The sequence below is a fragment of the Paenibacillus sp. BR1-192 genome (genome assembly GCF_029542445.1).
Lineage (GTDB): Bacteria > Bacillota > Bacilli > Paenibacillales > Paenibacillaceae > Paenibacillus_AQ > Paenibacillus_AQ lautus_A.
Genome location: NZ_CP120718.1, coordinates 4,223,525 through 4,248,124 on the forward strand (window position 1 = coordinate 4,223,525; position 24,600 = coordinate 4,248,124).

The following is a 24,600-nucleotide window of genomic DNA, read 5'->3' on the forward strand; positions in this document are numbered from 1 at the left end:
ATTTATTTTGAAAATGCGCCCCTCATGTCTTACACTATACACAGGAGGTCATCATGACAAAAATACGTAACCCCCGAAATCCCGGACGTCCCAAAGCAGCTGCCGATCAGATTCCCATCCAGGAAACGATCCTCTGGACCGCCTCCAAATTGTTCATGGAGAATGGCTACGAGTCCGTATCGTTGCAGCAGATCGCGAAGGCTTGCCAAGTGACCAAGGCTTCCATCTATTATCATTTCACAAGTAAACCCGAGCTGTTTAAAATAGCGGTAACCACGATTCTAGATAAAGCTTATGCTTCTACACATCGCTTTTTGCAGGAAGCCGATACCCTAGAGGCTGGATTGATCCGGGTAGCCGAAGCGAAGATTGCCAAGCCTCATGCCGAAATGGAGACCATGATGCGGGAAGCGGAGCCTTTCTTGTCTAAGGAGCAAATGGCCGCTATCCGTGAGGCGGAACAGCGGATTCATGAAGTCCTTGCCGAACAGATTCATCAAGCCATGCAATCGGGCGAGCTTCGGGAAGGCAACGCCTTGCTAATGGCACAGGCTTTCTCGGCCATGCTGATGCTGGGCAATCGTGAAGACACCCGAAGCGGTTATGCCAGCTCCCGTGATATGGCTGTTGACATCGTTGATTTATTCCTGCATGGGGCTGTAAGGCCTTCCAACGAGAATCTCGATGTGTAATTCCAAGCATAATCGGGCAAATTTCTAGACTAGAAGAGTTTCAACGACTACAACCAAAAAGAACGGAGGTCTGTTAATGACCTCCGTTCTTTTTGATGCCTGTTTAGATTTCATTCCAGAACGCAACGTCTTCCAGCGGCAATCTTACCGTCGGACGGCCTGGAGCGGCTGCTTTCCCGATGGCGATCAGCATCACGCTGCGGTAATGGGAAGGAATATGGAACTCCTCCACAAACCGATCCTTGTTATATCCGCCCATCGGAACGGTATCGTATCCTCTGGCGCGAGCGCTCAGCATCAGCTGCATGGAGATCAGTCCGGCATCCACGTCCACGATGCTTTCCTTAATGGACGGAGCCAGGTTCGCATACATATTTTCGGCCGTATGAATGAAGCGCTGCTTCACCTCTTCGGTCATATAACCGGCTTCTTCAGACATGGAATAAATTTTCTCGCCCTTCTCATACCATTTCAGATCGCCCAATACAGCGATGACGGCCGATGCTTGAAGAACATGCTCCTGATTGTTGGCAATCGGATGCAGCTTCTTCAAGAGGTCCGCATCATCGATCACAAGAAAACGCCATGGCTGCAGGTTGCTTGAAGAAGGCGCCAGTGTAGCATCCTTCAAGATCGCTTCCATCTCTTCTCTTGGAATCTTCACCGACGGGTCGTATTGACGAACCGAGTGGCGTTCCTGAATCACCGTTTGAAAATCGGGTTTTGTTGTCGTTGTTGCAGACATGGTTATCCCTCCAAATTTATATTGTGCAATATTCTGCACAGTTTATATCGCGACTTAACTGTGTTGTTTAATGCACAGTATAAAGCACACCTAAATTCTTTGTCAACCCAATTTAGAAGGGTTCATTGAGCGATGTCCGCGATCGTGCGCGACTCCAGTATTTTCAAGGTGCTCTCCTCAATCTCGGACAAGATGCCGGCAAAGGACTCCTTGATTTCCTCGGCAAAACAATGCCCTGCTGCCGCGTCCAGCATGCTGTCGCTAATCGAGCTGTGAACCTGAAGAATCGAGTATACTTCAGCCAGCGAAATATCGTGGGCATTCTTCCTCAGACGGTATCCCCCGTCCCTTCCTTCACGCGATTCAATCAGATCCGCTTGGGCAAGAGTTTTCAGCACGCGCCGAATCAACGTCGACTCCGAGTGGAGATACGATGCGATATCGCCGCTAGAACACTTGCCGGAGTGACGCTCAAGGGTCACAAGCGCTTGCACGGCAATACTGAAGGTTTTATAGGTGGACGGGCAGGCCATTGTCGATTTTTTGGAGGCCGCTTCTTTATTTATGCTCATGTTCCTACCCCCTTTTTAGAATAAAAAGCCCTTGAATGGGTACTCACCGGCAGAAGCAGATGTTCCCATCCAGCTTTTCATTATTGTAACGTAATCCTGACACTCCTTCAAGAACATAAGGGCCGCTGCTTAATGGCCCTCGTCCTCGACCAGCGCTTGCGACTCAAACAAATTCGCCTCCCGGTAATTCACGTCCATTCTAAGCTGGCTTGCCTGCGTCCGGTCTATATCGCCTTGCTCGAACATGCTCTGAATCTCGTTACGCTCGGATTGAATCGCTTTAAGTTCCAGTTCCATGCGTTCACTGCTCAGCTTCTGTTTTCTTCGGCTCCAAACGCGATCGTTCTGGAGAAAATGCTCCATTGCACGATAATCCGCGATTACAGCTTGCAAGATTTCCTTCTTCTCCGCCGGCTTCACCGCTTGAATCTCGACGATCGCCGCACGAATGGCCTCGAGCTTCAACGCCTTATACTGGTCCCAATCCGGATGATCCGGAGACATCGGCACTTCTTTGGGCTCGTTGTTTGTCAGCAAGCGCTTCAAATTCTGCCATAATGTTCTCATTAACAGCTTGATTTTGTATCGGCTGGCAAGCAGCATTTCGACTCTGTCAAGCGAGGATAGGAACAGCTCGGCTGCTCGCGTTGAGGCTTTATGTTCCTTAAGCCATGCTTCGGCAACGCTTCGCTCCGCCGCCAGGCCGATTTTTCTAACTGCGATCGTGGCTTCCCAGAACTCCTTCATGTCGCTCTTATCCGTGATATGAGATTGCTGAAGCCGCTTGGTATACGCATAGATGAGCTGGACTGCCTCTTCCTTGTTCTCGTCGGTCATTTCTTCCCGTACGGTGCGAAGACCCGCCTGGAGCATTTGAATCCGTGCTTCTTTTCCAGGATCGATCATCGTCGCCGTATCGGCATTTTTTTCCCGGGTCAACAGCGGGAGCAGGACACTCGCGATCACCAGGGTTAAGAGAATGACGCCCGCACAGATAAACAGCATCAAGCTTCTCTCCGGAAAAGGACGGTTGTCCGCAAGGGTCAGCGGAATGGAGAAGGCCGCGGCCAGCGTCAATGCTCCCCTAACGCCCGAGAGGGCCGTCAGCAGGGAAGATTTGAACTGACGGTTCGTTGATACCCATACCCATGCGAATCGCAGCAATATCAGCACAGCCGTTATCAAAAATATGTAACCGATGACTTGTCCGTTATTATAGGCAGGGTCACTCCATATTTGATTCACGACGCCCGGAATTTCATGCCCTAGCAGAATGAACACTAATCCGTTTAGCGTAAAAAGAATGACGGACCAGGTGCTGTCCGATACCACTCTGAGCTTGATGGACGCCGAGCGCATGCGATCCCTCTCCACTGCGTGGGTGACGCCCGCCGCAACGACGGCCAGAATCCCGGATACATGAAACTCCTCGGCTATGAGGTAAATGATAAACGGCGTCAGGATGATGATCAACATATGAAGCGTGACATCCTCCATACCGAGCCGGCGCAGCAGCATTCTGAACCAGATCACAAGAAATCCCAGCAATGCACCGATGATGATTCCTCCGACCGCGATAACCAAAAAACTGCCGATAGCCTTCGTCAGGGAGAAATAACCCGTCACCGTTGCTGCAATTGCAAAGTTGAATGCAACCAGACCGGATGCATCATTCATCAGAGCTTCGCCTTCAAGCAAATGCATGATTTTACCCGGCAGCTTCACTCTACCCGACAAGGAGCCTACCGCTACCGCGTCCGTAGGCGACAGTATCGCTGCCAGGGCGAAGGCCGCCGATAACGGGATTGCCGGAATGAGCCAGTGAATGAAAGGCCCCGCGATGAAGACCGTAGCAAATACGAGACCCAGCGCCAGCAGCAGGATGTACGATCTCAGCTTCCATAACTCGTCGCGCGGGGTCAGCTTTCCATCATTGAACAAGAGCGGCGCGATGAACAGAACCATGAACAATTCGGGATTCAGCGGCACATGATGAAAACCTTGGACATAGGCCACCCCGATTCCGAGGGCGATCTGGATCAGCGGGACCGGAATGAACGGCAGAAATCGATGGATCATATTGGAGATCCCGATCAAAACCAGAAAAATAAGGACCATTAAAAATATTTCCACCCTGCATTCGCTCCTTTTCTGAGGGGATTCATCTATGTAACATTCACTGCCTTTCAATAGACGGGTTTAGGTTGTGTAGAATAACGATGGTTTATTAATGACGCGGTAAAGTTTCAGCCTTTTGCCTGGATCATAAAAAGGCCCCTAAAGAGTGTCCTTTAGGAAGCCTATTTAACCAGTCGTTTCGTATTAATAAGCAGTCCAGCCCGCATCGGCTGTGACGACGGTGCCGTTGACAAAGCTGGCTTCGTCCGAAGCGAGGAACAATACCACCTTCGCGATCTCTTCCGGTTCGCCCGCCCGCGGGTTCAGGTTCATGCCGGCCATGGCTCGTTCCATGCCGAACGAATTCGGCGCGTTGATGGTGGTGCCGATATTGGTGCTGACGCCGCCCGGAGCAACCGCATTACAGCGGATGCCCTGCGTCGCATACTGGAAGCCGACATTTTTGGTCAAGCCGACCACGGCATGTTTGGCCGCCGTATACGAAGCGCCTGCCCTGGACCCCATCAGGCCTCCGGCAGAAGCAATGTTCACAATGACTCCGCTTTTCTTCTCCAAGAAGATCGGCAATGCTTTACGAATGGTTCTCATCGGCCCCGTTGCGTTGATGGCGAATACGCGGTCCCACAGCTCATCCGTCACGTCCGCTGCCGGTACGAAATTGTCCATGATGCCGGCATTGTTGATCAAGATATCAAGCGTTCCGTATTCTTTAACGGTGGCGTCCACCAACTGCTGCACTTCTTCTTCCTTGGCAACATTCGCGGCCACAGCCAAGGCCGTGCCGCCATTCGCTGCGATTCCGTCCACTACGGCTTGCGCCGCCTCAAGCCGAAGGTCGGACACCACGACTTTAGCGCCTTCTGCAGCAAACAATTCTGCCGTCGCTTTTCCCATTCCGGAAGCAGCCCCGGTTACAATCGCAACTTTACCAGATAATCTCATGCTTCATACCCCCATTATTCGTTGATCAAATTTTAATATCAGGCACAATATATCAACAGCTGTTCAATACCAGACATATGTCAAATCTAGTATAATCAAAGTATGATATAGGTCACAATCATTAAAAAACGCAAAAGTGTGCGTTAACGAACAAAATACGGGGATCTGTTTATATTTGAAATAATTAAATTCGTTATATTTTCACCGAAAGGACTCTTGCCTATGCAAACGAACAGAAAAAGGAGCGACCGGCGCATCGTCCGCAGCAAAGAGGCTTTAAAGCAGTCGCTGCTGTCGCTGCTCTCGCAAAAAAGCTTCTCCAGCATTTCCATCACGGAAATCGTCGAATCGGCGAACTATAATCGAGGTACCTTCTATACCCACTATGACAACAAAGAGGCTCTGCTGGATGATATCCTGACTCCGCTCATGGAGGAGCTAATCGCTTCATTTAGAGCTCCATACGGGGATGTCGACGTTTTTCATATCGATGAGCTGCCCGCCAACGCGGTCAAAATATTCGACCATATCCATCAAAATGCCGGCGTGTACACGTCCCTGTTCAAAAGCGATGTGCTGCCGCTGGTCCGGGATAAAATGTTCACCGCCCTTAAGCAAATCGCCTTGGAGGATTTGGACTATCCGGGCGAAGAGCTCAATCATGAACTTCTCATCATTTATAATATGAACGCCTTAATCGGCCTGGTATTCCACTGGATCGAGAACAATTTCCACTATTCCGTCCCTTATATGAGGGATCAGCTGATTCTTATGATCAACTGGAGGCCGCGAAGCGTTAGGACGCAGATCAAGCGGACGGACCCTACATGAAATCGGCGTTGATAACCTTGATAAGTAAGTAGAAAAACCATGAGCCCTTTCTTAAGCAAGTGAAAGGATTCATGGTTTTTCAACGTCGATCTGCCATAGAACACCATTTAAAATACGCTTTCTCCTTTCCTTCACAGGTTCCTCAGCGGTTAATCGATCATGAACCCGCTTTTCTTACAACCGGATTCTTATTCTTGTTGGTCTAAAGGCATGGATAGGACCGTCATCGTCGTTGTATGCCCATACTCGCTGCACTGATAGATAAAGGTTTCGAGAGACTTCATCGAACCTGTTTCGATTTTCATCAGAAAATTGTATTGACCGCTGACTTGGTATATCTCGACGACCTCCTGCGATTGTTTGGCGAATGTCGTCAGACGGCCGCAATGACTGGCCTGGATCAGGATGAAGGCCGTTACGCCCTTCCCCATTTTTTCAGCTGAAAGAACCGTACGATACTCTGTAATTACGCCTTTCTCCTCCAAACGCTTCACACGCTCGGATACCGCAGGCTGCGTCATGTTGACCTTTCTCCCCAATTCGGAGAAGGAGATTCTTGCATTATGCTTTAACAGCTCCAAGATTTGAAGATCAATTTGATCCATGATTACACACTCCCTGCCTTCCCAACTACAATTTCCAAGTCGAATGTACGAAACAGCTATGATTTCAAAGTATTACGGTAGGAATTCCTTGATTATCATCTGTAACTATCCGGCTCTGATTTGTACAATGGAACTAGGTTAACAAGCCACATTCTAGGAGGTAAATACAATGATGATCAGCCTACACGATTCCATACGAATCGGAACCTTACAATTGAAGAACCGAATGATCATGGCTCCTATGCAGCAAAATCAAGGAACGCCGGATTCTCATGCAACCGATTATCATGTGAAATTTTACAGTGAACGGGCGGAACATGTCAGTATGATCATTATCGAATCTACCGTCGTGTCGGCAAACGGCCGGTTGTTCCCGGACGATATTGGAATATATACCGAACTGCATGCAGATTCCCTACGCAGAATTGTCGATGCGGTCCATGCGAAAGGAACGCCGATCTTCATCCAATTGACCCACGCTGGCAGAAAAGCATGGCCTACCGTCACCGAAAAAAGTCTGGCTCCTAGTGCGATTGCCTACGATGATCAATATGGACTTCCCGAAACGATGTCCCAAGCGGACATTAACGCGGTCATCGACCAGTTCCGGATGGCTGCCCGCCGAAGCCTCCAGGCCGGCTTTGATGGAATCGAGCTTCATGCCGCCCATGGTCATCTCCTCCACCAATTCCTCTCTCCGCTGTCGAATCGGCGAACGGACGCATATGGTGGGAGCCTTGAAAACAGAGTCCGCTTCATCCATGAAGTTCTGGCGGGCATCCGTACCGAAGTAGGAAACGCCTACCCGGTGCAATTGCGGGTTTCTGCATCCGACTTTGCCGATGGCGGCCTGACGCCGGCAGAGGTTGCGCTGGCCTTGACGTACCTTCAGTCCGAACTGGATGCCGTGCATGTATCTTCAGGCGGTCTCGTTCCTGCTGCGCCTTTAGCCACGCCGGAAGGCTACCAAACACCTTATGCGGCGGTGATCAAACAATATGTAAACATTCCGGTAATCGCGGTCGGCAATATACGCACCCAGGCGTTCGCCAATTTCATTCTAGCAGATGGGATGGCAGATATGATAGCCATCGGCCGCCCATTGCTGGAAGATGCAAATTTCGGTAAAAAAATGCTGACCTTAGTTTAATGACTGCGAACTCAAGCAACTTAGTCGTTAACTTGCGCAATTCAATAGAAAAGCCAAAGGCCGTCTCCACAGGGAGCTTGAAACTCCCCTTGGAGACGGCCTATTCTTGAAGCCGATCAATTTTGCATCTGAACCAATTTGCCGATCCTCCTCAATAAACCGTGATCATACGCCCCCATTGCTGTAGCAAATGGACAGGAGGTTTAGATTACCGTCAGGATCGAAACATCTTAAGCCGGCGGCAGGGTCGTCGATTGGCGGACGATCAGCTCCGGGGGGAGCACGATTCGACGGGCAGGATCACCCTTGCCGGACAGCCCCCTTACGACAAGATCAACCGCCATGCGGCCCATCTGCTCGATCGGCTGGGCAATAACGGTCAGCGGCGGATCGGTGACGCTGGCCAGAATCGTATCGTCAAAGCTGACGACCGAACATTCCTCCGGTACGCGCAGTCCGAGTTCGCGGGCCGCCCGAAGGGCACCGACCGCCAGCAGGTCGTTGCAGCAGAACAGTGCCGTGGGTCTTACCGCTAGCTCCAGCATGGCTTTAGCTCGTCGGTAACCATCCTCGATCTTATGGTCACAGGCCGCAATACAGCCGGGGGACAGCTCCAAACCGTGTGAAGCGGCAGCTTCAACAAATCCCCTTACCCGCTCGCTGCTGCTTGTCACCCGTTCATTCTCAGCAAGCACTGCGAGTCTGCGATGACCCAATTGTAGCAGATGCTCCGCAGCCAGCCGTCCTCCCTCCAGGTCATGTACCCGGACGCTGCTGGCATCAAGCGCAGGATTGTCCCGGGCAATAAGCGCTATCGCCAGCGAATGCTCTTGAAGCGGCTTAAGCAGCTCGCCATGGGATATACCCGTCCCGATAATCACGCCATCCACTTGCTTCTGCCTCAACAGATTAACGTAGCGCTTTACTTTCTCTTCTTGGTTGTCCGTGCTGCAGATGATCACGCTGTAACCGAGCTGATGTCCTTGATCCTCGACGGAGCGAGCCATCTCGGCAAAAAACGGGTTGGAGATATCGGGAACGAGCAATCCAAGAGTAAAGGTTCTTTTGCCGGCGAGGGCGGAAGCAATCGCGTTCGGCCGATAGTTCAGGCGCTTCATGATATCCAGAATTTCCTCACGCCGTTCGCGGCTGATCTTGCCCTTGCCGTTGATGACATGAGAAACGGTGGCAATGGAGACGCCGGCTTCGCGCGCAACGTCATAAATAGTCGCTCTTATCATCCCTTGTGCTCCATTTGTTTAATTTTGGAATTTCAATTTATTATGCGCCTTCCTCTCTTTTAGCGCAAGGCCGATTTATCGTTAATGCCGCCTGCAAACATTCAATCAAGAACCCTTGCCTGGATCTTATCTGACTTTATCTCATCAGCCAGTCATGATCCGGGTCGTTGCGGAATTTCCATATTCGCTTCGGACCTGCCATGACGTTCAGGTAATATACGTCATAACCCGGAGGGGCGGAAACCGGATGGTAGCCTTCAGGGACCATCACGGCCTCGCCGTCTTTGACCGCCATCGTTTCGTTCAGCGACCGGTCATCCGTGTAGACCCGCTGCACGGCAAACCCCTGCTCCGGCTCAATCCGGAAATAGTAGGTTTCCTCCAGCAGCGACTCCTCCGGCAGCTCGTCGCGGTCATGCTTGTGGGGCGGGTAACTGGACCAGTTGCCTCCGTCCGTGAACACCTCGACCACCAGCAAACTGTCGGCCGGCTTTTGCTCCGGCAGAATATTGTGCACCAGGCGCGACATGCTGCCGCTGCCCCGGTTCTCGACGCCCACATCCTGCGGCTCAATCAGACGTGCCCGATGATTCCCTTGCCCCGGGGCAAGGCACACCGCCAGCTCCGTTTCAGTAAGAGCCTTGACCTCATATTGCTGTTTCGAAGGCACATAAACGGTAAAGGGGGGCGTCTTTTCGAACACGCTCATGCGTTTGCCAATGTTGTCCCAGCCTTCTCCCGCGGCCTTCACGTCGGCCCGCCCGGACAGCAGAACAAGGGCCGCCTCCTGATCTCCCGTGGCCCGGCTCAGCGTCTGGCCTTCGCTCAAACGGAAAACCTGGAAGCCTACGTACTCCCATCCTGCCGTCTGCGGCGTAATCGACAGCACGCATCCCTCCCGGTCCGGAGTCGTTGCGGGTACAATGAAGTTCGGCATGGTCTTTCTCCTCCTTTGTCGTGGATCAGATCTGATAATCACGAAGCTATTAACCCACTGAAGTACCGGCGGTCAGCTCGGCCAGCTTCACCGGACGGCCCTGTTCCAGCGAGCGTTTAGCCGCCAGCGCAATCAGCTCCGCCTGCAGGCCGTCGTGACCGTTAACCGGCACTGGCGTGCCGTTCTGAAGGCTTTCGATAAACTGCTTCGCCTCGTTCATGTACGCTTCCGTGTACCGTTCCAGAAAGAAATACAACGGCTTGTCACGGGTGACGCCTTCCGGGCCGCTGACCACCGTGGTGCTCGGATAATCGTTGTCGGCGGTCACGCTGCCGCCGGAGCCGAATACCTCCACCCGCTGATCATACCCGTAGACGGCTTGGCGGCTGTTGTCGATGACGCCGAGCGCGCCGTTTTCAAACCGAAGCATCGTCACGGCTGTGTCAATATCGCCCTGCTCGCCGATGGCGGGGTCCACCAGCACCGCGCCTTGGGCAAACACCTCGACCACCTCGCTGCCCGATAGGTAACGGGCGATGTCAAAATCATGAATCGCCATATCCATAAACAGGCCGCCGGAACCTTTAATATATTCCGGATGCGGCGGGTTCGGATCGCGCGAGGTGATCTTGATCAGATGCGGTTCCCCGATCCTTCCCTCGGATACAATCTCCCGAACGCGTCTGAAGTTGTGGTCGAACCTGCGGTTGAAGCCGATCTGCAGGCTAACGCCTGCCGCTTTTACGGCCGCCAGCGCTTCGAGGGTCTGGTCCACGCTCAAACTGACCGGCTTCTCGCAGAAAATATGCTTGCCGTTTGCGGCGGCCTGCTTAATGAACGGGACATGCGTATCCGTCGAGGAGCAGATCAACACGGCATCGATATCCGGGCTTTCCAAGATTTCGATGCTGTTGTTTGTGACGACGGGGATGCCCCGCGACGCCGCCCAGGCACGCAGCTCATCGCCGGCGAACAGGTCGCCGATGGCCGAAATTTTCGCGCCGGGGATGCGCAGCAGGTTATCCGCATGGATTTTGCCGATTCGTCCGGCACCGATGATTCCGATATGAATGGTTTTCATATGAACGTCTCCTCTGCTTCAGGGCTACCAGCGCGCCGTCACCATTTTTTTGCGGGTATAGAATTCCACGCCGTCCGTGCCGTTGGCATGCAGGTCTCCATAGAAGGAGTTTTTCCAGCCGGAGAACGGAAAGAAAGCCATCGGCGCAGGAACGCCGAGGTTTACGCCCAGCATGCCGGCATCGATATGTTCGCGGAACTGGCGCACATCGCTGCCGTCCTGCGTGAACAGGCAAGCCCCGTTGGCGAAATCGGAGCGGTTCGATATGTCGATGGCCGCATCCAGTGTTTCCGCCCGCATGATGGACAACACCGGGGCGAAAATTTCGTCCTTCCAAATCTTCATTTCGCTTGTCACTTCATCGAAAATCGTCGGTCCGACGAAATATCCGGCCCCGTTCACGGCCTCGTCCGCGCGGCCGTCACGAATCAGCTTCGCTCCTTCCCGCTCGCCCGCTTCGATATAAAAGAGCGTGCGCTCCTTGTGGGCTTGCCGGATCACCGGCCCCAGGAAGACGCCTTCGTCCGCTCCGTTGCCGATGGAGATTTCATCGGCCGCCTGCTTCAGCTTCGCGATCAGCGGTTCGGCTACGTCCCCTACGGCCACCACCACGGAGCAGGCCATGCAGCGCTCACCGGCAGAGCCGAAGGCAGCGCTGACGATCTGGGTGACGGCGGCGTCCAAATCGGCTGTCGGCATCACGATGCTGTGGTTTTTTGCTCCGGCCAAGGCCTGCACGCGCTTGCCATGGGAAGAAGCGGTTTTGTACACATGCTCCGCCACCGGTTGGGAGCCGACGAAGGACACGGCGGCGATGCCGGGATGCTCCAGCAAAGCGTTGACTACATCATGGGCGCCGTGAACGAGGTTCAGGACGCCGTCCGGCAGGCCCGCTTCCGAGAACAGCTCTGCCAGGCGCTGAGCCAGGAGCGGCGTACGTTCCGAAGGCTTCAGCACGAACGCGTTGCCGCAAGCGATGGCGAGCGGAAACATCCAGCATGGCACCATCATCGGAAAATTGAACGGCGTGATGCCGGCCACAACGCCGACCGGATACCGGTACATGCCGGATTCCAAATGGGTGGCGATGTCCGGAAGCTGTTTGCCCATCATCAGCGTCGGCGCGCCTGCGGCAAACTCGACGCATTCGATGCCGCGCTGGACTTCGCCGTAGGCTTCGGCATAGCTTTTGCCGTTCTCCGCCGTAATCAGGCGTGCCAGCTCCTCCCAGTGCTCCACGAGCAGCTGCTGATACTTGAACAGAATCCGCGCGCGTCGCGGCACGGCGGTCTTGGCCCAGTCGCGTCCGGCTTTGGCGGCGGCCTGCACCGCCTGGTCCACATCCTCCTTGGTGGAAAGCGGAACGTAAGCAAGGATTTCTTCCGTCGCCGGGTTGTAGACCGGATCGCTGCGTTCCGATCGGGATGGCACGAATTCTCCGCCGATATAATTGTTCAGGATTTGCGTCATACGCGTTGGCTCCTTTCGATGAATCAGTCAGAATAAAATAATGAATGCTCCTTCAAGAATTGGCGGTAATTTCGCCTCGCTTGCAGCGCTCGATATAATCGAGAACGGCGGCGCTTGTCGGCATCGCATCGGAGCAGCTGTGGCTGGAGATGACGATGCTCGCTGCAGCACTTCCGAACTCCATGCAGCGTTCGATGGCCCAGCCCTGCATCAGGCCGTACAGGAGGCCGGCGGCATACGAATCCCCCGCTCCGAACGTCTTGATGACCTTTGCCGGAAAGCTTTGGGCCGTATGGCTGGCACCGCCGGGGGTATAAGCGATAGACCCCTCCTTGCCGTGCTTGATAATGACGATTTTGGCCCTGTAATCAAACCAATTGGCAGCCGTGACGCGGTCGCTTCGTTCCGGGTTGCCGCCGAACTGCTCCATCATATCGAACTCCTCGCGCGTGCCGAGGACAATGTCGCATTTTTCCGCCGCTAAATTGTAATAGGTTGCCGTCTCCTGCGGGGATTTCCAGGTGTACGGACGGTAATCGAGGTCGAACGCGATCACGGCGCCGTGGCGCTTGGCATAGTCCAGAGCCAGAAACACGGCTTCCCGGGAGGGGCTGGCCGCGAGCGCGGTCCCGGAGATGAGTACCATTTTGGCGGATGCGATCAGCTCCTCGCTCACTTCCCCCGTCTCCAGCAGCAAGTCCGCGGCGTTGTCCCGATACATCAGAATGCTGCAGTCGGTCGGGCTCCTGATCTCGGTAAAAGCCAGACCCGTTACGGCCCCCGTGTGGTCGGTGGAAACGCCGTTCGTCGCAATCCCGTTATCCTCCAGATATTTGGTAATAAAACGCCCCATCTGATCGTCCGCCACCTTGCCGATGAAGCCTGTATTCAGGCCCAGGCGGGCCATCCCGATACAGATATTGGCGGGGGATCCGCCCACATATTTGGTAAACGTGCTCGTCTCTTCCATCGGCCGGTTAATCTCATTGGCGTTCAGGTCGATGCACAGTCTGCCCACGGCCACGAAATCCATCGGTTTTTCGTTATTGAACGTGATTTCACTCATGGATAAACCTCCTCGTTCGGATCGGCCCTGGCCGAGCAACCATATGATTCTGACTCCATGGCTCCGCTCTTCTATGGACCGTATCGCATACAGCTCGTAATACTTTCAGTTAAAAACTTCCAAACGGTAAACACTCCCCGCTCAAGCCGCGCACATTTGAGTTCGTTACTGGGGGGGATGAGTAAGTTACGATTCCTCCCCAAACGGGAGTCATGTCGCCTTGAGCCAAGCTCGACCCTCGAGAGGTGGACTTCAACCCTGTATCTTCTTCAGTCCGTCCAAGCTGTCCAAGTATTCAATCGCCCGTTGAGCGTACTTCTTGGCCGGATGCAGCACCGGATCCTGCTCACCCTCCAGCATCGCCCAGCCGTCATAGCCGCGTTCAACGAGCTCTCCGATTATCGGCGCGAAATCGATGCATCCATCGCCGGGAACCGTAAACACGCCCCTGCGGATGCAGCTTACGAAATCGCAATTGTCCAGTCTCGCCTGTTCCAGCACATCAGGCCGGATATCCTTCAGGTGGATATACGCGATCCGGTCATAATGCTTGCGGAGCAGCTCCAGCGGGTCGTTCCCCCCGTAATAGGCATGACCGGTATCGTACAGGAGAGACACCAGCGAAGCGTCGGTCATGGCCAGCAGCCGGTCGACCTCGTAAGGCTGCTCCACAACCGTACCGCCATGATGATGATAAGCCAGCTTCATGCCGTAACTCGCCGCAATCTCCCCTGCCTGGTTCAGCCCTTCCGCCAGGCTTTCCCATCCGGCGTCATCCAAACGGAGCACGATGCTCTCATTCGGCGTCCGGCGGGGATCGAAATGCAGCGAGCCGCCTACCTCCGCCGTGCTGATGACTTTGCTGCCGAACCCCGCCAAAAACTCCGCATGCCGGCGGTAGTCCTCCAGCTCCTGCTTCCGGTAATCGGGATCGGAGAACAGCACCGATTTCCACTGGGAAACCAGCTGGATACCGCGGGCATCCAGCTCCCGCTTCAGAACCGCAGGATCCTTCGGGAATTTACGGCCCATCTCCGTGCCTTTCAGCCCCAAAGCCGCAATATCGTCCACAATCGTCTCAAACGCCGTGCCGTCTCCATGCTCTTTTACATCCTCGCCGACCCAGTTGATGGGATGGATCCCAAGCTTAAACAGCCTGTTGCTCATATCCAGCACTCCTTTGCTTTGTGAGGTAGGGGCATGCTTCCTTGCTCAAGTGCCCTTAGCAGGCGGCTTTCTTGCCCCGAACACCTTCATGGCCTTCCGTCTATCGGGCTACCTTGACAGCCTTTCTTGTCCGCACTGCGCTTGCTTTCTCCGGCGCAGATGTTTCGCGTTGGATGACGGTCATCAACCACATCCTTAGGCTATAAAGTTAAAGGCCTTTCAGCGCAGCCGCTTAGTAGGGCCTGGCTTCCTTGCTTCGAGCCGCCATCTGGCGCTGCGCATCGGTTACCTTGCTTGAGGCCGACACCTCTGGCACCTCCACGCGCCACCAGGACTCGTAACCGTCGGTGTTCGTTCCCGGAACGACCGGAATTTCGATCAGCGTTGTCACCGTTTCCTTCCGTGCCTGAAGCAGTGCTGCATGCAGTTCTGCCGGCGTGCGGCCCTTGTAGGCTTTAGCCCCTAGCGCGCGTGCGTGGGCGGCAAAATCAATCGGAAGATAATCGCCGGTGAGTTGTCCCGTGCCTTCCTCGCGGCGGCGGAACTCGTTGCCGAAGCCGTCGCTGCCGTTGCTCCGCTGCAAATTGTGAATGCATTGGAAGCCGTGGTTGTCGAACAGCAGTATCGTTATCTTGCGGCCTTCCTGCAAGCTGGTGACCAGCTCCGAGTGCATCATCAAATAACTGCCGTCCCCCACCAGCGCGTAGACCTCGCGGTCCGGTTCCGCCAGGACCACGCCCAAGGCGCCGCTTACCTCATATCCCATGCAGGAGAAACCATATTCCATGTGGTACGTTTTCGGTTCGGCCGGTCTCCATAACCGGTGCAGATCTCCCGGAAGACTGCCAGCCGCACAGACGATGACCGATGACGGGGAGATGACCTCGTTGATGACGCCGAGCGCCCTCGTCTGCGACAAGCCGTCGGGATGCTCCGCAGCGTACAGACGGTCTACCTCGCTGTCCCACTCGGCTTTCAGCTCAGCAAGCTCGCCTTTTTCGTACCCGGCTTGATAGCCTTTTTGAGACAGGATCTCCTTCAGTGCCTGCAGCCCTTCCTTCGCATCGGCGATCAGCGCTTCGCCGCCGAGCTTGGCTCCATCCGCGCTGTTGACGTTCAGGTTCAGGAACGATACGTCCTCCCGTTGAAACCCCCATTTGGAGGACGTCGTAAAGTCTGAATAGCGGGTGCCGATGCCGATAATCAGATCGGCCTTTGCCGCTGCGCGGTTCGCCGCCAGCGAGCCGGTTACGCCCATCGCCCCCAGGTTCAGGGGGTGATTCCAGGGAAGCGCGCTTTTACCGGCCTGCGTTTCTGCGACCGGGATACCGAAGGCTTCCGCAAAGGCAGCCAAATCCCCGGTTGCCTCGCTGTAGTGCACGCCGCCTCCGGCGATGATGAGCGGCCGCTTGCTTGCTGCAAACCGCGCCGCCGCCCGCATCAGTCCATCTGCCGCAGGCGGTCGGCGGTCGATGGCGTGCACGGTTTTCTCGAACAGCGATTCGGGGTAATCGTAAGCTTCAGCCTGCACGTCCTGCGGCAGCGCGAGGGTGACCGCTCCCGTCTCCGCCGGATCCGTCAAGACGCGGATCGCCTGCCGGGCCGCCGCAATCAGCTGCTCCGGCCGGGAGATCCGGTCCCAGTACCGGCTCACCGGCTTGAATGCATCGGCGGCCGATACGGTGTAGTCCGAAGAGGCTTCGATCTGCTGAAGTACCGGATCAGGCTGGCGGCAGGCAAAGTTGTCCCCAGGCAGCAGCAGTACCGGAATACGGTTCACGGTTGCCGTTGCCGCCGCGGTGACCATATTCAGCGCGCCGGGTCCGATGGAGGAAGTGCAGGCCCAGATTTGCCGCCGGTTCTTTTGCTTGGCGTACGCCGTCGCGGCGTGCACCATGCCCTGTTCGTTTTTGCCCTGCATATAAACCAGATCCCCGGCGCTTCGTTCCAAAGCCTCGCCAAGACCGGTCACGTTGCCGTGGCCGAAGATTCCCATTACCCCGCGCACAAACTTCGTCTCTACCCCATCGACGGAAACATACTGTGCATCCAAAAATTTCAGCAGCGCCTGTGCCATCGTTAATCGAATCGTTGTCAACCGGTTCATCTCCTTTTCATCGTCAATATATCCTGTGAAGAAAGCCATTTATGAATTAAGCGCTTAACTCATCGTACCGAAACGCCTAACCAGTTAACGGTTAAGCGCTTTAATGAAAGTGTATGCCTTACTTGCCGTTCAGCATGCCTTTCAATTTCATGATCTCCGCGCACGCCAGCATCATGATCCCGATCCCGTGGTTGTCATTGACCACCGTGAGCAGATCATGCTTATAATAGTCCCCGGTGAATGAATAACGGGATCCGCTGCACACTCCGTGCACGCTGCCGTGACGGTCGATGGCCTGCTCGGTCAACCCCTGCCATGCTCGAATGGCTGCATCGGCAAAAGGTGCCGGTTCCTCCAGCCAGCCGAACCGGACGCCTCTGGCAAAGGCATAGGCGAACATGGCCGAGCAGGAAGCTTCCTCATAAGCTTCCGAATCGGTAATAACCTGCCTCCAGAGTCCTGACTCCCCCTGATAAGAAGCAATTCCGGCGCACAATTTACGGAAAAACTCAAGCAGCGCAGGCCGGTCCTTATGATCCTCCGGCAGACGTTCCAGCAGTTCCGATAAGGAGAACAGGCTCCATCCGTTTCCGCGCCCCCAAGGAATTCGGGTCGCTTTCCCGTATTTGAAATCGAATACGTGGCTCATCACGCCTTCCTCCGGCATGAACAGATACTCCCGGTACCTCAAGAACTGCCTGGCCGCTTCGTCCAGATAGGAGGAATCGCCTGTCATCCCGGCGTAGCGTGACAAGAACGGCGTGCTCATGTACAGATCATCCGCCCACATCGTATTTGCGGAATACTCCGAAACGCACAGACGATAGAAAGCGCCGTCCTCCCGGCGTTCCAGTCGGTTCACCATAAAATCCGCAATGTCCTCCGCGACTTTTACAACTTCCGGATTGCCGCTTTCCTTATCGTCTTCCAGCATCGCCGAGCCGAACGAACCACAGTTGTCCAGCATCTTGATCAGCACCAGCTGATGGTTCACGGACGGAAATCCGTAGGTATCCCGGTCCCAGACGGCGTATTCGTACCATTGGGTGCAGATGTCGATATGCGCCCGGGCATATTCCGCGATATCGGACCGCCCCAGCGCTCGCGATGCTTGAAGAAGTCCATACATCGTCACACCGAGCGGATAGTCCCAGCGCCCGAAATTGGTGGCGGACCCGGAGGTCCATTTGTTGCTCAGCATGGCGTTCTCATAGAACGGCCTGACCCGGTAGCCCGGCGCATCCAGGGACCAGCCGGTCAAACCGCGGCCGTCCGCGCGTGGAAACAGTCTCTTGACCGAGCACACCTCCTCCGGCGTTTGCTCCTCCCCTGCGGCCAGCGGCCCGGCATACATCCACGGAGACGGGGCGCCTTGTACCGGGACGGGAAGCTCAAACTCCAGCTCTCCCTGTGAAGCATAGGCATGAAGCTCAACCCCCCATCCCGACGGCCCGCGGCAGCTGCGTACCAAAAGATCCCCGCGGCAGGCCGAAGCGGGCAGCTTGCAACCGAAGACGCCCCCCTCAATGTCCATGACGGAATCACCGCCGATCCAGATCTCCGTCCTGCCCATAGTGCTGCCCTTGAACTCAACATGGTCGATGCCGGCAGGCACCTTAAGCCGGCTCCATGCATACCCCGCAGCCGGGGCCTCCGGCAAGCCGAATATTCTCTCGAAATTCGGTTTATCCGCTTCCTCTTCACTCCAGCCTGTGAGCGGAAGCCAATCCATGCCGGTGTCTACTTCGGACCCGTGAGCGTTCGGAAAGACGCCGCTTTCGCCGAGCGTGCCGGCAGCCAGCGGTCCGACATATGCCCAACCTGCGGTGTCCTTCCGGTCTGCAAAAGGAGACAGCACCTGCAGAATGCGGACCTTGCCCTCCACGGCTCCGAAGCGGCAGCCGAATCCGGCTTCGGTCCTCCGGACCTCAATCAACAATGTGTTCCAGCCCGGGCTCAGCACCAGCGGAATGGCGATTTTGGCATCGGGCTTCATCTCGTCCTCGGCACCCGAACGATACATCAGCCGCTCGTTCAGATAGAAGCGCATCGGGCTGTACGGCATGATCGCGGCATCCAGCGAACGTTCATCGTCGCTCCACACCAGACCAAGGGCGTAGGCCGCCTCCCCTTGCTTCGCTTCCCGGAACCGGTCGCCGAAGTTGAAGTCATAATATCCTTCCTCGGTCTGAAGAATACCCGTTTCGGCGAACGGCCGCAGCGCGAACGGAATTTCCGGATTCGCCCCGATATAGCGCCCTGCGATCGTCTTCAGTATCCCGGCATCATCGTCGCCCATCCAATACCGTATGCTTTCACGGGCTTCGATATAGCTTGTCATGATGATCCTCCCCTTTCCGTTCGGTCGAACCTCGCCGCTGGCGAAAGCTTGATATGAATCTCCTTCACGAAGGGAGTCACCACATTCAGCAGCAGCGTTCGGAAGCCGAGCGGATAAGCCGCTTCCCGGACGCCAGCCGCCGTGTGCTGCAATCCGCCCCCGCTGATTTCCAGCCAATCGCCGTCCATCTCGTAACGAATGCTCCCTTCCATCCAGAACTGGGCATCCCCGCCGGCTGGAGCAAGCTCTCCGCCGCTAAGACTGCCTGCCGCCGGAAAAATCAGCGAGATTTGCGACACGACCTCCTCCGGCTCCGTCGAGGAAATGACCAGCTTCCAGCCGTCGCTCGCTTCCACCACTTCCACCTCCACCTTGTGCCGCTGGACATGCGTCTGCGGACGGCAGTGATGCGGCAGCAGATACCAAGGGCTGACGCCTTCCCTTGCACTATCAGGCAGAGCTGCTTCCGGCACCGGTCCGTTATAACCCTTTTCCTGTTCGCCGGATAACCGGTATCCCTGCTCCAGCGTCGTCAGCCGGCTCATCTTGACAAAGCCGGGGTCGAAATAGGAAGCGAACTGCACGCCGAGAAGGCGAGCCGCTCCATGACGCAGAGAAAAGAAGGAGGACATCTCCGTGTTCACGGTCACGCTGGTGCGGCCCTCACGGATTCGCGCGACCGGAGCCCCAAAATCCGTGTGCATCCGGCTGTATCGGATAACGCCGTGATGGCCGGCACCGGCATATCCGGACAAGTAGCGCTCCCTTGGAAATTCGCCGTTCAGCACGACGCGGTAATGCTCCGGCATGGGTGTTGCCTCTGCACGCTCGCGCATGAGACCCGGATCCAAGAGCAGCCGAACGGCTGCGTTGGTCGGTGCTCCGCCGGGATGTTTCAGCAGAGACAGCGACTGTTCCGCCATCCCTTGAAATACCGGATCGCGGTCCAGGGAAGCCATCATCAGAGACGGCAGGAAGTACCCCGACATATCAAAACTGTGACCATAATCCTGCCGTCCGGAATATTCCGTGACGATTTCCCCGTCCGGGTGGACCAAATAAGTCATCATCTTCAGATTGGCCCGTACCGGTACCAGCAGCTCCGGACGCTTCAGCAGCCTGGCCGCGTGAATCAGCATGACGTCGCTGACGACGTTGTAGATCCCGTTGCTGCGCTCGGTCCATTCTCCGTCCAAGGTGGCGTCCATGCCTTCGGCGAGCCACTCCTCCGCCCTTTTCAAGGCATCCCGCGAATCAAAAAGCTCATTCAAGAAGCCCAGCGCCGCGCAGATCACCCACCGGTGGTTCGGCGTATGGCAGCCTCCGGTAATCAGCGCAGGCAAGGTGCGCTCCAGAAACAACAGCATATCCGCAGCCGCTCCCTTCAGCTCCGCCCAACCGTCAGCCAGAATCAGCTGTGCAGCTTGCGCATATCCAACCACCACGAAGGCGGTATCCGGCGGGGAATGGAAATTCGTCCAGCCGGGCGAAATCGTACCGTCGCCGTGCTGAGCCGCAAGCATATAACGGGCCGAAAGCGCAAACCTGTGTGCCAGCTCCTTATCGCGGTAATATGCCGATGCCGGATTACAGAGTGCTGCTGCCCATATCGCCATGGCGGTCGGCGTCCCTGTGTTATGGTTGGGCGATGGCAAACCGTTCTCCATGGTGCGCACCCCGCCGTGCCAGCGATGCGTTTCCTCTAAGATCTGGCGGTCCATCCCCTCCCGCACCCAGCTGTCATTGACTTCAAAAACCCTGTTCAGCATCATACGATCCCCCTAATATCCGTCATCCTTACCCCTTCACGGCACCCAGCATCACGCCGCTGACGAAGTAACGCTGCAGCCACGGGTACACAACAAGAATCGGCACCGTGGCAAATACGACGCTTGCCGCTTTCAGACTTTCCGTGGTTGCTCTGACACCGGCTGCCGGTCCCTCGTTGCGGGTCAAATCCGTAATCATATTGTTCTGTACCAGCTGATACAGCTTCAGCTGCAGCGGATACAGCTCTTCCTTCGTAATATAGAGCAGCGTGTCCTGGAATCCGTTCCAGCGCCCGACCGCGTAGAACAGGCTCAGCGTCGCAATGACCGGCAAAGACAGCGGCAGAATGATTCGAAGCATCGTTCCGATTTGGCTCGTACCGTCGATCTCGGCCGCTTCCTCCAGGCTTTCCGGAATTCCGTTGAAGAAGGAGATCAGGATAATCAGATAAAACGGACTGATCAGCCCCGGAAGAACAAGCGCCCAGATCGTATTCAGCAGGTTCAAGTCCTTCACGAGAATGTACTCCGGGATAATGCCCCCGCTGAAGAACATGGTCACAATGATGATAAACATAAACACTTTGCGGCCCTTCAGCTTCTTTTTCGTCAACGGGTAAGCGGCAATCATCGTCATGACCATGCACAGCACCGTCGTCAGCAGCGTCAGCATAATCGTAAAGCCGAGAGAACGGATCATGCTGGAATCCGAGAATACGGATTGATAAGCCTGAAGGCTGAACTCCACCGGAAACAACGTCACCTCGCCGGACGTTACCGCCCGGTTGGAACTGAAAGAAATGGCGATAATATGGAAAAAAGGCGCCAGACAGAGAAGTACGAAAACCGCCAGCAGGATCATGTTTACGGAATCAAAAACGCGGTTCGATACACGCTCGCTCATGAATGAATCTCCTTTCTGCAAAAACGTTAAATGATGGACTCGTCCGTCAGTTTTTTGGATGCATAGTTGGCGCCGAGGATAAAGACCAGCCCGACGACAGCCTGGAACAGGCCGACCACCGTTGCCAGGGTATACTGCCCGGATTCCAGCCCCGTCCGGTACACATAGGTACTCAGCACGTCGGAGTAATCCATGACCGCTTTATTGCCGATGACAAACGGACGGTCAAAGCCGATCGAGATCATATTGCCGAGGTTGATGATGAGGAGCGTCACAATCGTCGTTTTCAGGCCCGGCAGCGTGATATGCCAGATGCGCTTGAATCTGCCCGCTCCGTCCACCTCCGCCGCTTCAAACAGCTCCTTGTTGATGCCGGTCAAGGCAGCCAGATAGAGGATGGTTCCCCAGCCGGCGCTCTGCCACACCCCCGTCGCGAGGTACGTAATGAGCCACGTGTTTTTTTCGGTTAGAAAAGGTACCGATTCAAAACCGAGCGCCATCAGCATGTTGTTGATCATGCCGGATTGCGTGCCGAACACCTGGTATACGATGCCGCCTATGATAACCCATGAAATGAAATGGGGAATATACAATATCGTTTGTGACAAACGTTTAAACCACTGGATTCTAAGTTCATGAAGCATGATGGCGAGAATCAAGGGCGCCGGAAATGATACCACAAGGTCCAGCAGGTTGAGCATCAGCGTATTGCGGAGGGTTTTATAAAAATCCTGGGTCTGGAAAACTTCGCGAAAGGCATCCAGTCCAATCCATTCACTTCCGGTGATTCCTTGGAAGAAGTTGAAGTCCTTAAAGGCGATCTGTACGCCCCACATCGGGCCGTATTTGAAAATAATGAAATAGACCAAAGGCAGAACAAGCAGTGCGTATAATTGCCAGTACCGGCGCAGGTAAACGGTTCCTCTCATCTGTATCATCCTCTCCTTGCTCATGACGCCGGGAGCGAAGGAACGGCCTCTTGAAGAAGCCGTCCTTTCCTTTTTCCCGCTGGTTTACTCAGGTTGCATTTCCTGATAAACTTTGGTCCGCTCATCAAGAATCGCCTGGCCGCCGCTGACCATGTAATCCTTCATGGTCGCTTCAAATGTTTTCTCGAAATCTTCCGGTTTCGCCATGGCCGTCTTCACGATCATCTCTTCGTATTTGGCCTGCAGGTTCGTGCCGTATTTCGCCTCAGCCTCGATCGGACGGTCGAAATTGACCGGCTTAAACGTATCCGTTGCCGAGATTTCCACGGCCTTGCGATGCAGATCCTGGAACTTTTCCGGGAAGTTGGTTGTCAGTTTCTCCCGGTTCTGCGTTTCGTCGCCTACAAAATTACCGTTGGCGATAATGGCAATGTCGCCGCTGTTGTAAAGTCGGTCAATCACCTCTTGAGGGGCGTCGGTCTTCATGACGGGAATGCCGTCCACCATTTCGTAGTTTTCGCCTTCCACGCCGTTTTGCAGCGCCAGCAGATTGTCCGGGTCAGCCATCCAATTCAGGTATTTGATCGCTTCTTCAGCATGTTGGCTTGTTTTCGGAATCATGATGTACATGCCGTTTGGAGCGTATTCCGGCTTCGCATGCTTGCCTTCGGAGTTGGTGAATGGATCAATCGGCGTAAGCTTGGCGTCCGGCTGGTTTTTGAGGAGCGTATCATAGGTGCCGTCGGCGTAGTACATGTTCGGATAATCCTCCGTCAGGAAGCCCGTAAGACCGTTGGTCACGTCCTGGGTCAACTGCTTCTTGTCTTCGTCCAAACTGAAGTCGCGGCTGATCAGCCTTTCGTTGTAAAGCTTGTTGAAAAATTGCAGCGCATCCTTAAAGCCCGGAAGCAGCGTCGGATAGTCGTTGGCTCCGAGCTTTTGCAGCAGCGTATACTTCTGCTCTTCCGTAGTCGGCTGAATAAAGGACCAGATCAGCGGATCATATTGAGCCGGTTCGATCGTCATGCCGAAGGGAATCACCTTGCCGCCGGTTTCGCCCGGATCCTTTTCTTTAAAAGCTTTCAAAACCGCGTACAGCTCATCGGTCGTTTGAGGCACCTCCATGCCGAGCTTTTCCAGCCAATCGGCGCGGATAAAGGAAGAATACTTGCCAAGGAAGGCCCGTTTGCCGGGAACGGCGAACTGTTTGCCCATGTACTGGCCGTAACTCATCGCGTCCTCATCGAGGAATTCCTTCAGATTCGGACCGTGCTCGTTGATCAAATCCGTCAGTTCCGTCAGCCCGCCCTGCTCCGCGTAGCGGTTGAAGGTCGGCGTGTCATACGTAAATACGATATCCGGCACATTGCCGCCGCTGGCCATGAGAACGTTCAGCTTCTTGATCTCCTCGGAACGGGGGACCGGTACGAATTCCATCTTAATGTTGTTAGGGGTTCCAAAGTTGTCCTGGATATATCGGGTAAGATAACTGTCGGTGATGGTATAAGGCTTCGGTGTATTGCCGCGGTCAAAAATTTCGACCTTCAGCGTAACCTGCTTGCCGTCATTGGAGCCGGAATCCCCGCCCGAAGCATTGGTGCTGCTGCCAGAGCCTGAGGAGCACCCGGATAATACGACCGTTCCGACCATCAACATGACCAGCGTGAGCTTTGCGAGCTTGCCCCATTTTTTCTTGCTTGCTGCCATCATTACATCCCCTTTTCTATTTGGATTATGTCCCTGCCGATTTGCGCCGATCTTATTCATGATAGAAAGCTGCGGATTCATCCGAATTGCTTCGGATCCCATAATGTAAGCGCTTAACCTCTCGGGTGTTCTCAGTATGCCTCAAGGGCAAGCGGATGACAATAAACCAAATTCCAAACGCGAGAACCCGCTTCGTTACAAGGTT

At 55.0% G+C, this 24,600-nt stretch carries 20 protein-coding genes; 3 read left to right on the plus strand and 17 right to left on the minus strand.

Annotation, left to right across the window (positions count from 1 at the left end; all coding sequences use genetic code 11):
- Positions 1-53: 53 nt before the first annotated feature.
- A complete protein-coding gene (locus P0X86_RS18710; RefSeq protein ID WP_192571537.1) occupies positions 54-692 on the plus strand; it encodes a TetR/AcrR family transcriptional regulator in 639 nt (212 codons plus the stop codon).
- 103 nt (positions 693-795) lie between these two features.
- Here P0X86_RS18710 and P0X86_RS18715 read toward each other — a convergent pair whose 3' ends face one another.
- The 4 genes from P0X86_RS18715 to P0X86_RS18730 all read right to left on the minus strand — a co-directional run bounded on the left by P0X86_RS18715 (position 796) and on the right by P0X86_RS18730 (position 5,090).
- Positions 796-1,437 (minus strand): nitroreductase family protein, encoded by a 642-nt coding sequence (locus P0X86_RS18715; protein ID WP_090908614.1) that lies wholly within the window; start codon positions 1,435-1,437, stop codon positions 796-798.
- Between the two features lie 122 nt (positions 1,438-1,559).
- Positions 1,560-2,009 carry an RrF2 family transcriptional regulator gene (locus P0X86_RS18720; protein WP_096774170.1) on the minus strand — a complete coding sequence of 150 codons (450 nt, stop codon included), beginning with the start codon at positions 2,007-2,009 and terminating at the stop codon, positions 1,560-1,562.
- Between the two features lie 129 nt (positions 2,010-2,138).
- Positions 2,139-4,142 carry a Na+/H+ antiporter gene (locus P0X86_RS18725; protein WP_277746171.1) on the minus strand — a complete coding sequence of 668 codons (2,004 nt, stop codon included), beginning with the start codon at positions 4,140-4,142 and terminating at the stop codon, positions 2,139-2,141.
- Positions 4,143-4,331: 189 nt separating this feature from the next.
- Positions 4,332-5,090, minus strand: coding sequence for an SDR family oxidoreductase (locus tag P0X86_RS18730; protein ID WP_096774172.1), 759 nt, complete (start codon positions 5,088-5,090; stop codon positions 4,332-4,334).
- A gap of 222 nt (positions 5,091-5,312) precedes the next feature.
- Here P0X86_RS18730 and P0X86_RS18735 point away from each other — a divergent pair, with 222 nt between their 5' ends.
- The gene (locus P0X86_RS18735) at positions 5,313-5,921 is read left to right on the plus strand and encodes a TetR/AcrR family transcriptional regulator (RefSeq protein WP_015735877.1); all 609 of its coding nucleotides are present in this window, start codon (positions 5,313-5,315) and stop codon (positions 5,919-5,921) included.
- A 188-nt stretch (positions 5,922-6,109) separates the two neighbouring features.
- On the opposite strand, the gene P0X86_RS18740 is transcribed toward P0X86_RS18735, so the two are convergent.
- Complete coding sequence (locus P0X86_RS18740; protein WP_015735878.1) at positions 6,110-6,526, minus strand: Lrp/AsnC family transcriptional regulator; 417 nt, start codon at positions 6,524-6,526, stop codon at positions 6,110-6,112.
- Between the two features lie 169 nt (positions 6,527-6,695).
- On the opposite strand from P0X86_RS18740, the gene P0X86_RS18745 reads away from it, so the two are divergent.
- Positions 6,696-7,676, plus strand: a complete 981-nt coding sequence (locus P0X86_RS18745; protein ID WP_192571534.1) for an oxidoreductase — start codon at positions 6,696-6,698, stop codon at positions 7,674-7,676.
- 230 nt (positions 7,677-7,906) lie between these two features.
- Here the strand turns inward: P0X86_RS18745 and P0X86_RS18750 are convergent, their stop codons facing one another.
- From P0X86_RS18750 to P0X86_RS18805, 12 genes are all read right to left on the minus strand, one after another.
- Positions 7,907-8,917: a LacI family DNA-binding transcriptional regulator gene (locus P0X86_RS18750; protein WP_176502415.1), complete on the minus strand. Its 1,011-nt coding sequence runs from the start codon at positions 8,915-8,917 to the stop codon at positions 7,907-7,909.
- A gap of 136 nt (positions 8,918-9,053) precedes the next feature.
- Entirely contained in the window at positions 9,054-9,854 is an 801-nt protein-coding gene (gene iolB, locus P0X86_RS18755) for a 5-deoxy-glucuronate isomerase (protein ID WP_192571533.1), read from the minus strand.
- Positions 9,855-9,903: 49 nt separating this feature from the next.
- A complete protein-coding gene (gene iolG, locus P0X86_RS18760) occupies positions 9,904-10,935 on the minus strand; it encodes an inositol 2-dehydrogenase (protein WP_192571532.1) in 1,032 nt (343 codons plus the stop codon).
- A 24-nt stretch (positions 10,936-10,959) separates the two neighbouring features.
- On the minus strand, positions 10,960-12,405 hold the full coding sequence (locus tag P0X86_RS18765; protein WP_015735883.1) for a CoA-acylating methylmalonate-semialdehyde dehydrogenase: 1,446 nt from the start codon (positions 12,403-12,405) through the stop codon (positions 10,960-10,962).
- A 52-nt stretch (positions 12,406-12,457) separates the two neighbouring features.
- Positions 12,458-13,471: a 5-dehydro-2-deoxygluconokinase gene (gene iolC, locus P0X86_RS18770; RefSeq protein WP_277746172.1), complete on the minus strand. Its 1,014-nt coding sequence runs from the start codon at positions 13,469-13,471 to the stop codon at positions 12,458-12,460.
- A 252-nt stretch (positions 13,472-13,723) separates the two neighbouring features.
- On the minus strand, positions 13,724-14,638 hold the full coding sequence (gene iolE / locus P0X86_RS18775; protein WP_277746173.1) for a myo-inosose-2 dehydratase: 915 nt from the start codon (positions 14,636-14,638) through the stop codon (positions 13,724-13,726).
- Between the two features lie 232 nt (positions 14,639-14,870).
- A complete protein-coding gene (gene iolD, locus P0X86_RS18780) occupies positions 14,871-16,736 on the minus strand; it encodes a 3D-(3,5/4)-trihydroxycyclohexane-1,2-dione acylhydrolase (decyclizing) (protein ID WP_277746174.1) in 1,866 nt (621 codons plus the stop codon).
- 127 nt (positions 16,737-16,863) lie between these two features.
- Entirely contained in the window at positions 16,864-19,086 is a 2,223-nt protein-coding gene (locus tag P0X86_RS18785; protein WP_277746175.1) for a glycoside hydrolase family 88/105 protein, read from the minus strand.
- The gene (locus tag P0X86_RS18790; RefSeq protein WP_277746176.1) at positions 19,083-20,858 is read right to left on the minus strand and encodes a hypothetical protein; all 1,776 of its coding nucleotides are present in this window, start codon (positions 20,856-20,858) and stop codon (positions 19,083-19,085) included. Before P0X86_RS18790 ends, P0X86_RS18785 begins: the two co-directional genes overlap by 4 nt.
- A 25-nt stretch (positions 20,859-20,883) precedes the next feature.
- Positions 20,884-21,759, minus strand: a complete 876-nt coding sequence (locus P0X86_RS18795) for a carbohydrate ABC transporter permease (protein WP_213578983.1) — start codon at positions 21,757-21,759, stop codon at positions 20,884-20,886.
- Between the two features lie 26 nt (positions 21,760-21,785).
- Positions 21,786-22,688, minus strand: coding sequence for an ABC transporter permease (locus tag P0X86_RS18800; RefSeq protein ID WP_036660881.1), 903 nt, complete (start codon positions 22,686-22,688; stop codon positions 21,786-21,788).
- Between the two features lie 84 nt (positions 22,689-22,772).
- Positions 22,773-24,398: an extracellular solute-binding protein gene (locus P0X86_RS18805; RefSeq protein WP_481858150.1), complete on the minus strand. Its 1,626-nt coding sequence runs from the start codon at positions 24,396-24,398 to the stop codon at positions 22,773-22,775.
- Positions 24,399-24,600: the final 202 nt, after the last annotated feature.

Excerpts from the sequence above, each read along its gene's own strand:
- P0X86_RS18750 (WP_176502415.1), bottom strand. The coding sequence starts at position 8,917 with ATGATAAGAGCGACTATTTATGACGTTGCGCGCGAAGCCGGCGTCTCC.
- P0X86_RS18715 (WP_090908614.1), bottom strand. The coding sequence starts at position 1,437 with ATGTCTGCAACAACGACAACAAAACCCGATTTTCAAACGGTGATTCAG.
- P0X86_RS18795 (WP_213578983.1), bottom strand. The coding sequence starts at position 21,759 with ATGAGCGAGCGTGTATCGAACCGCGTTTTTGATTCCGTAAACATGATC.
- iolB (WP_192571533.1), bottom strand. The coding sequence starts at position 9,854 with ATGCCGAACTTCATTGTACCCGCAACGACTCCGGACCGGGAGGGATGC.
- iolC (WP_277746172.1), bottom strand. The coding sequence starts at position 13,471 with ATGAGTGAAATCACGTTCAATAACGAAAAACCGATGGATTTCGTGGCC.
- P0X86_RS18805 (WP_481858150.1), bottom strand. The coding sequence starts at position 24,398 with ATGATGGCAGCAAGCAAGAAAAAATGGGGCAAGCTCGCAAAGCTCACG.
- P0X86_RS18785 (WP_277746175.1), bottom strand. The coding sequence starts at position 19,086 with ATGACAAGCTATATCGAAGCCCGTGAAAGCATACGGTATTGGATGGGC.
- P0X86_RS18800 (WP_036660881.1), bottom strand. The coding sequence starts at position 22,688 with ATGAGAGGAACCGTTTACCTGCGCCGGTACTGGCAATTATACGCACTG.
- P0X86_RS18720 (WP_096774170.1), bottom strand. The coding sequence starts at position 2,009 with ATGAGCATAAATAAAGAAGCGGCCTCCAAAAAATCGACAATGGCCTGC.
- P0X86_RS18790 (WP_277746176.1), bottom strand. The coding sequence starts at position 20,858 with ATGATGCTGAACAGGGTTTTTGAAGTCAATGACAGCTGGGTGCGGGAG.
- P0X86_RS18740 (WP_015735878.1), bottom strand. The coding sequence starts at position 6,526 with ATGGATCAAATTGATCTTCAAATCTTGGAGCTGTTAAAGCATAATGCA.
- iolE (WP_277746173.1), bottom strand. The coding sequence starts at position 14,638 with ATGAGCAACAGGCTGTTTAAGCTTGGGATCCATCCCATCAACTGGGTC.
- P0X86_RS18730 (WP_096774172.1), bottom strand. The coding sequence starts at position 5,090 with ATGAGATTATCTGGTAAAGTTGCGATTGTAACCGGGGCTGCTTCCGGA.
- P0X86_RS18710 (WP_192571537.1), top strand. The coding sequence starts at position 54 with ATGACAAAAATACGTAACCCCCGAAATCCCGGACGTCCCAAAGCAGCT.
- P0X86_RS18735 (WP_015735877.1), top strand. The coding sequence starts at position 5,313 with ATGCAAACGAACAGAAAAAGGAGCGACCGGCGCATCGTCCGCAGCAAA.
- P0X86_RS18745 (WP_192571534.1), top strand. The coding sequence starts at position 6,696 with ATGATGATCAGCCTACACGATTCCATACGAATCGGAACCTTACAATTG.
- P0X86_RS18765 (WP_015735883.1), bottom strand. The coding sequence starts at position 12,405 with ATGACGCAAATCCTGAACAATTATATCGGCGGAGAATTCGTGCCATCC.
- iolG (WP_192571532.1), bottom strand. The coding sequence starts at position 10,935 with ATGAAAACCATTCATATCGGAATCATCGGTGCCGGACGAATCGGCAAA.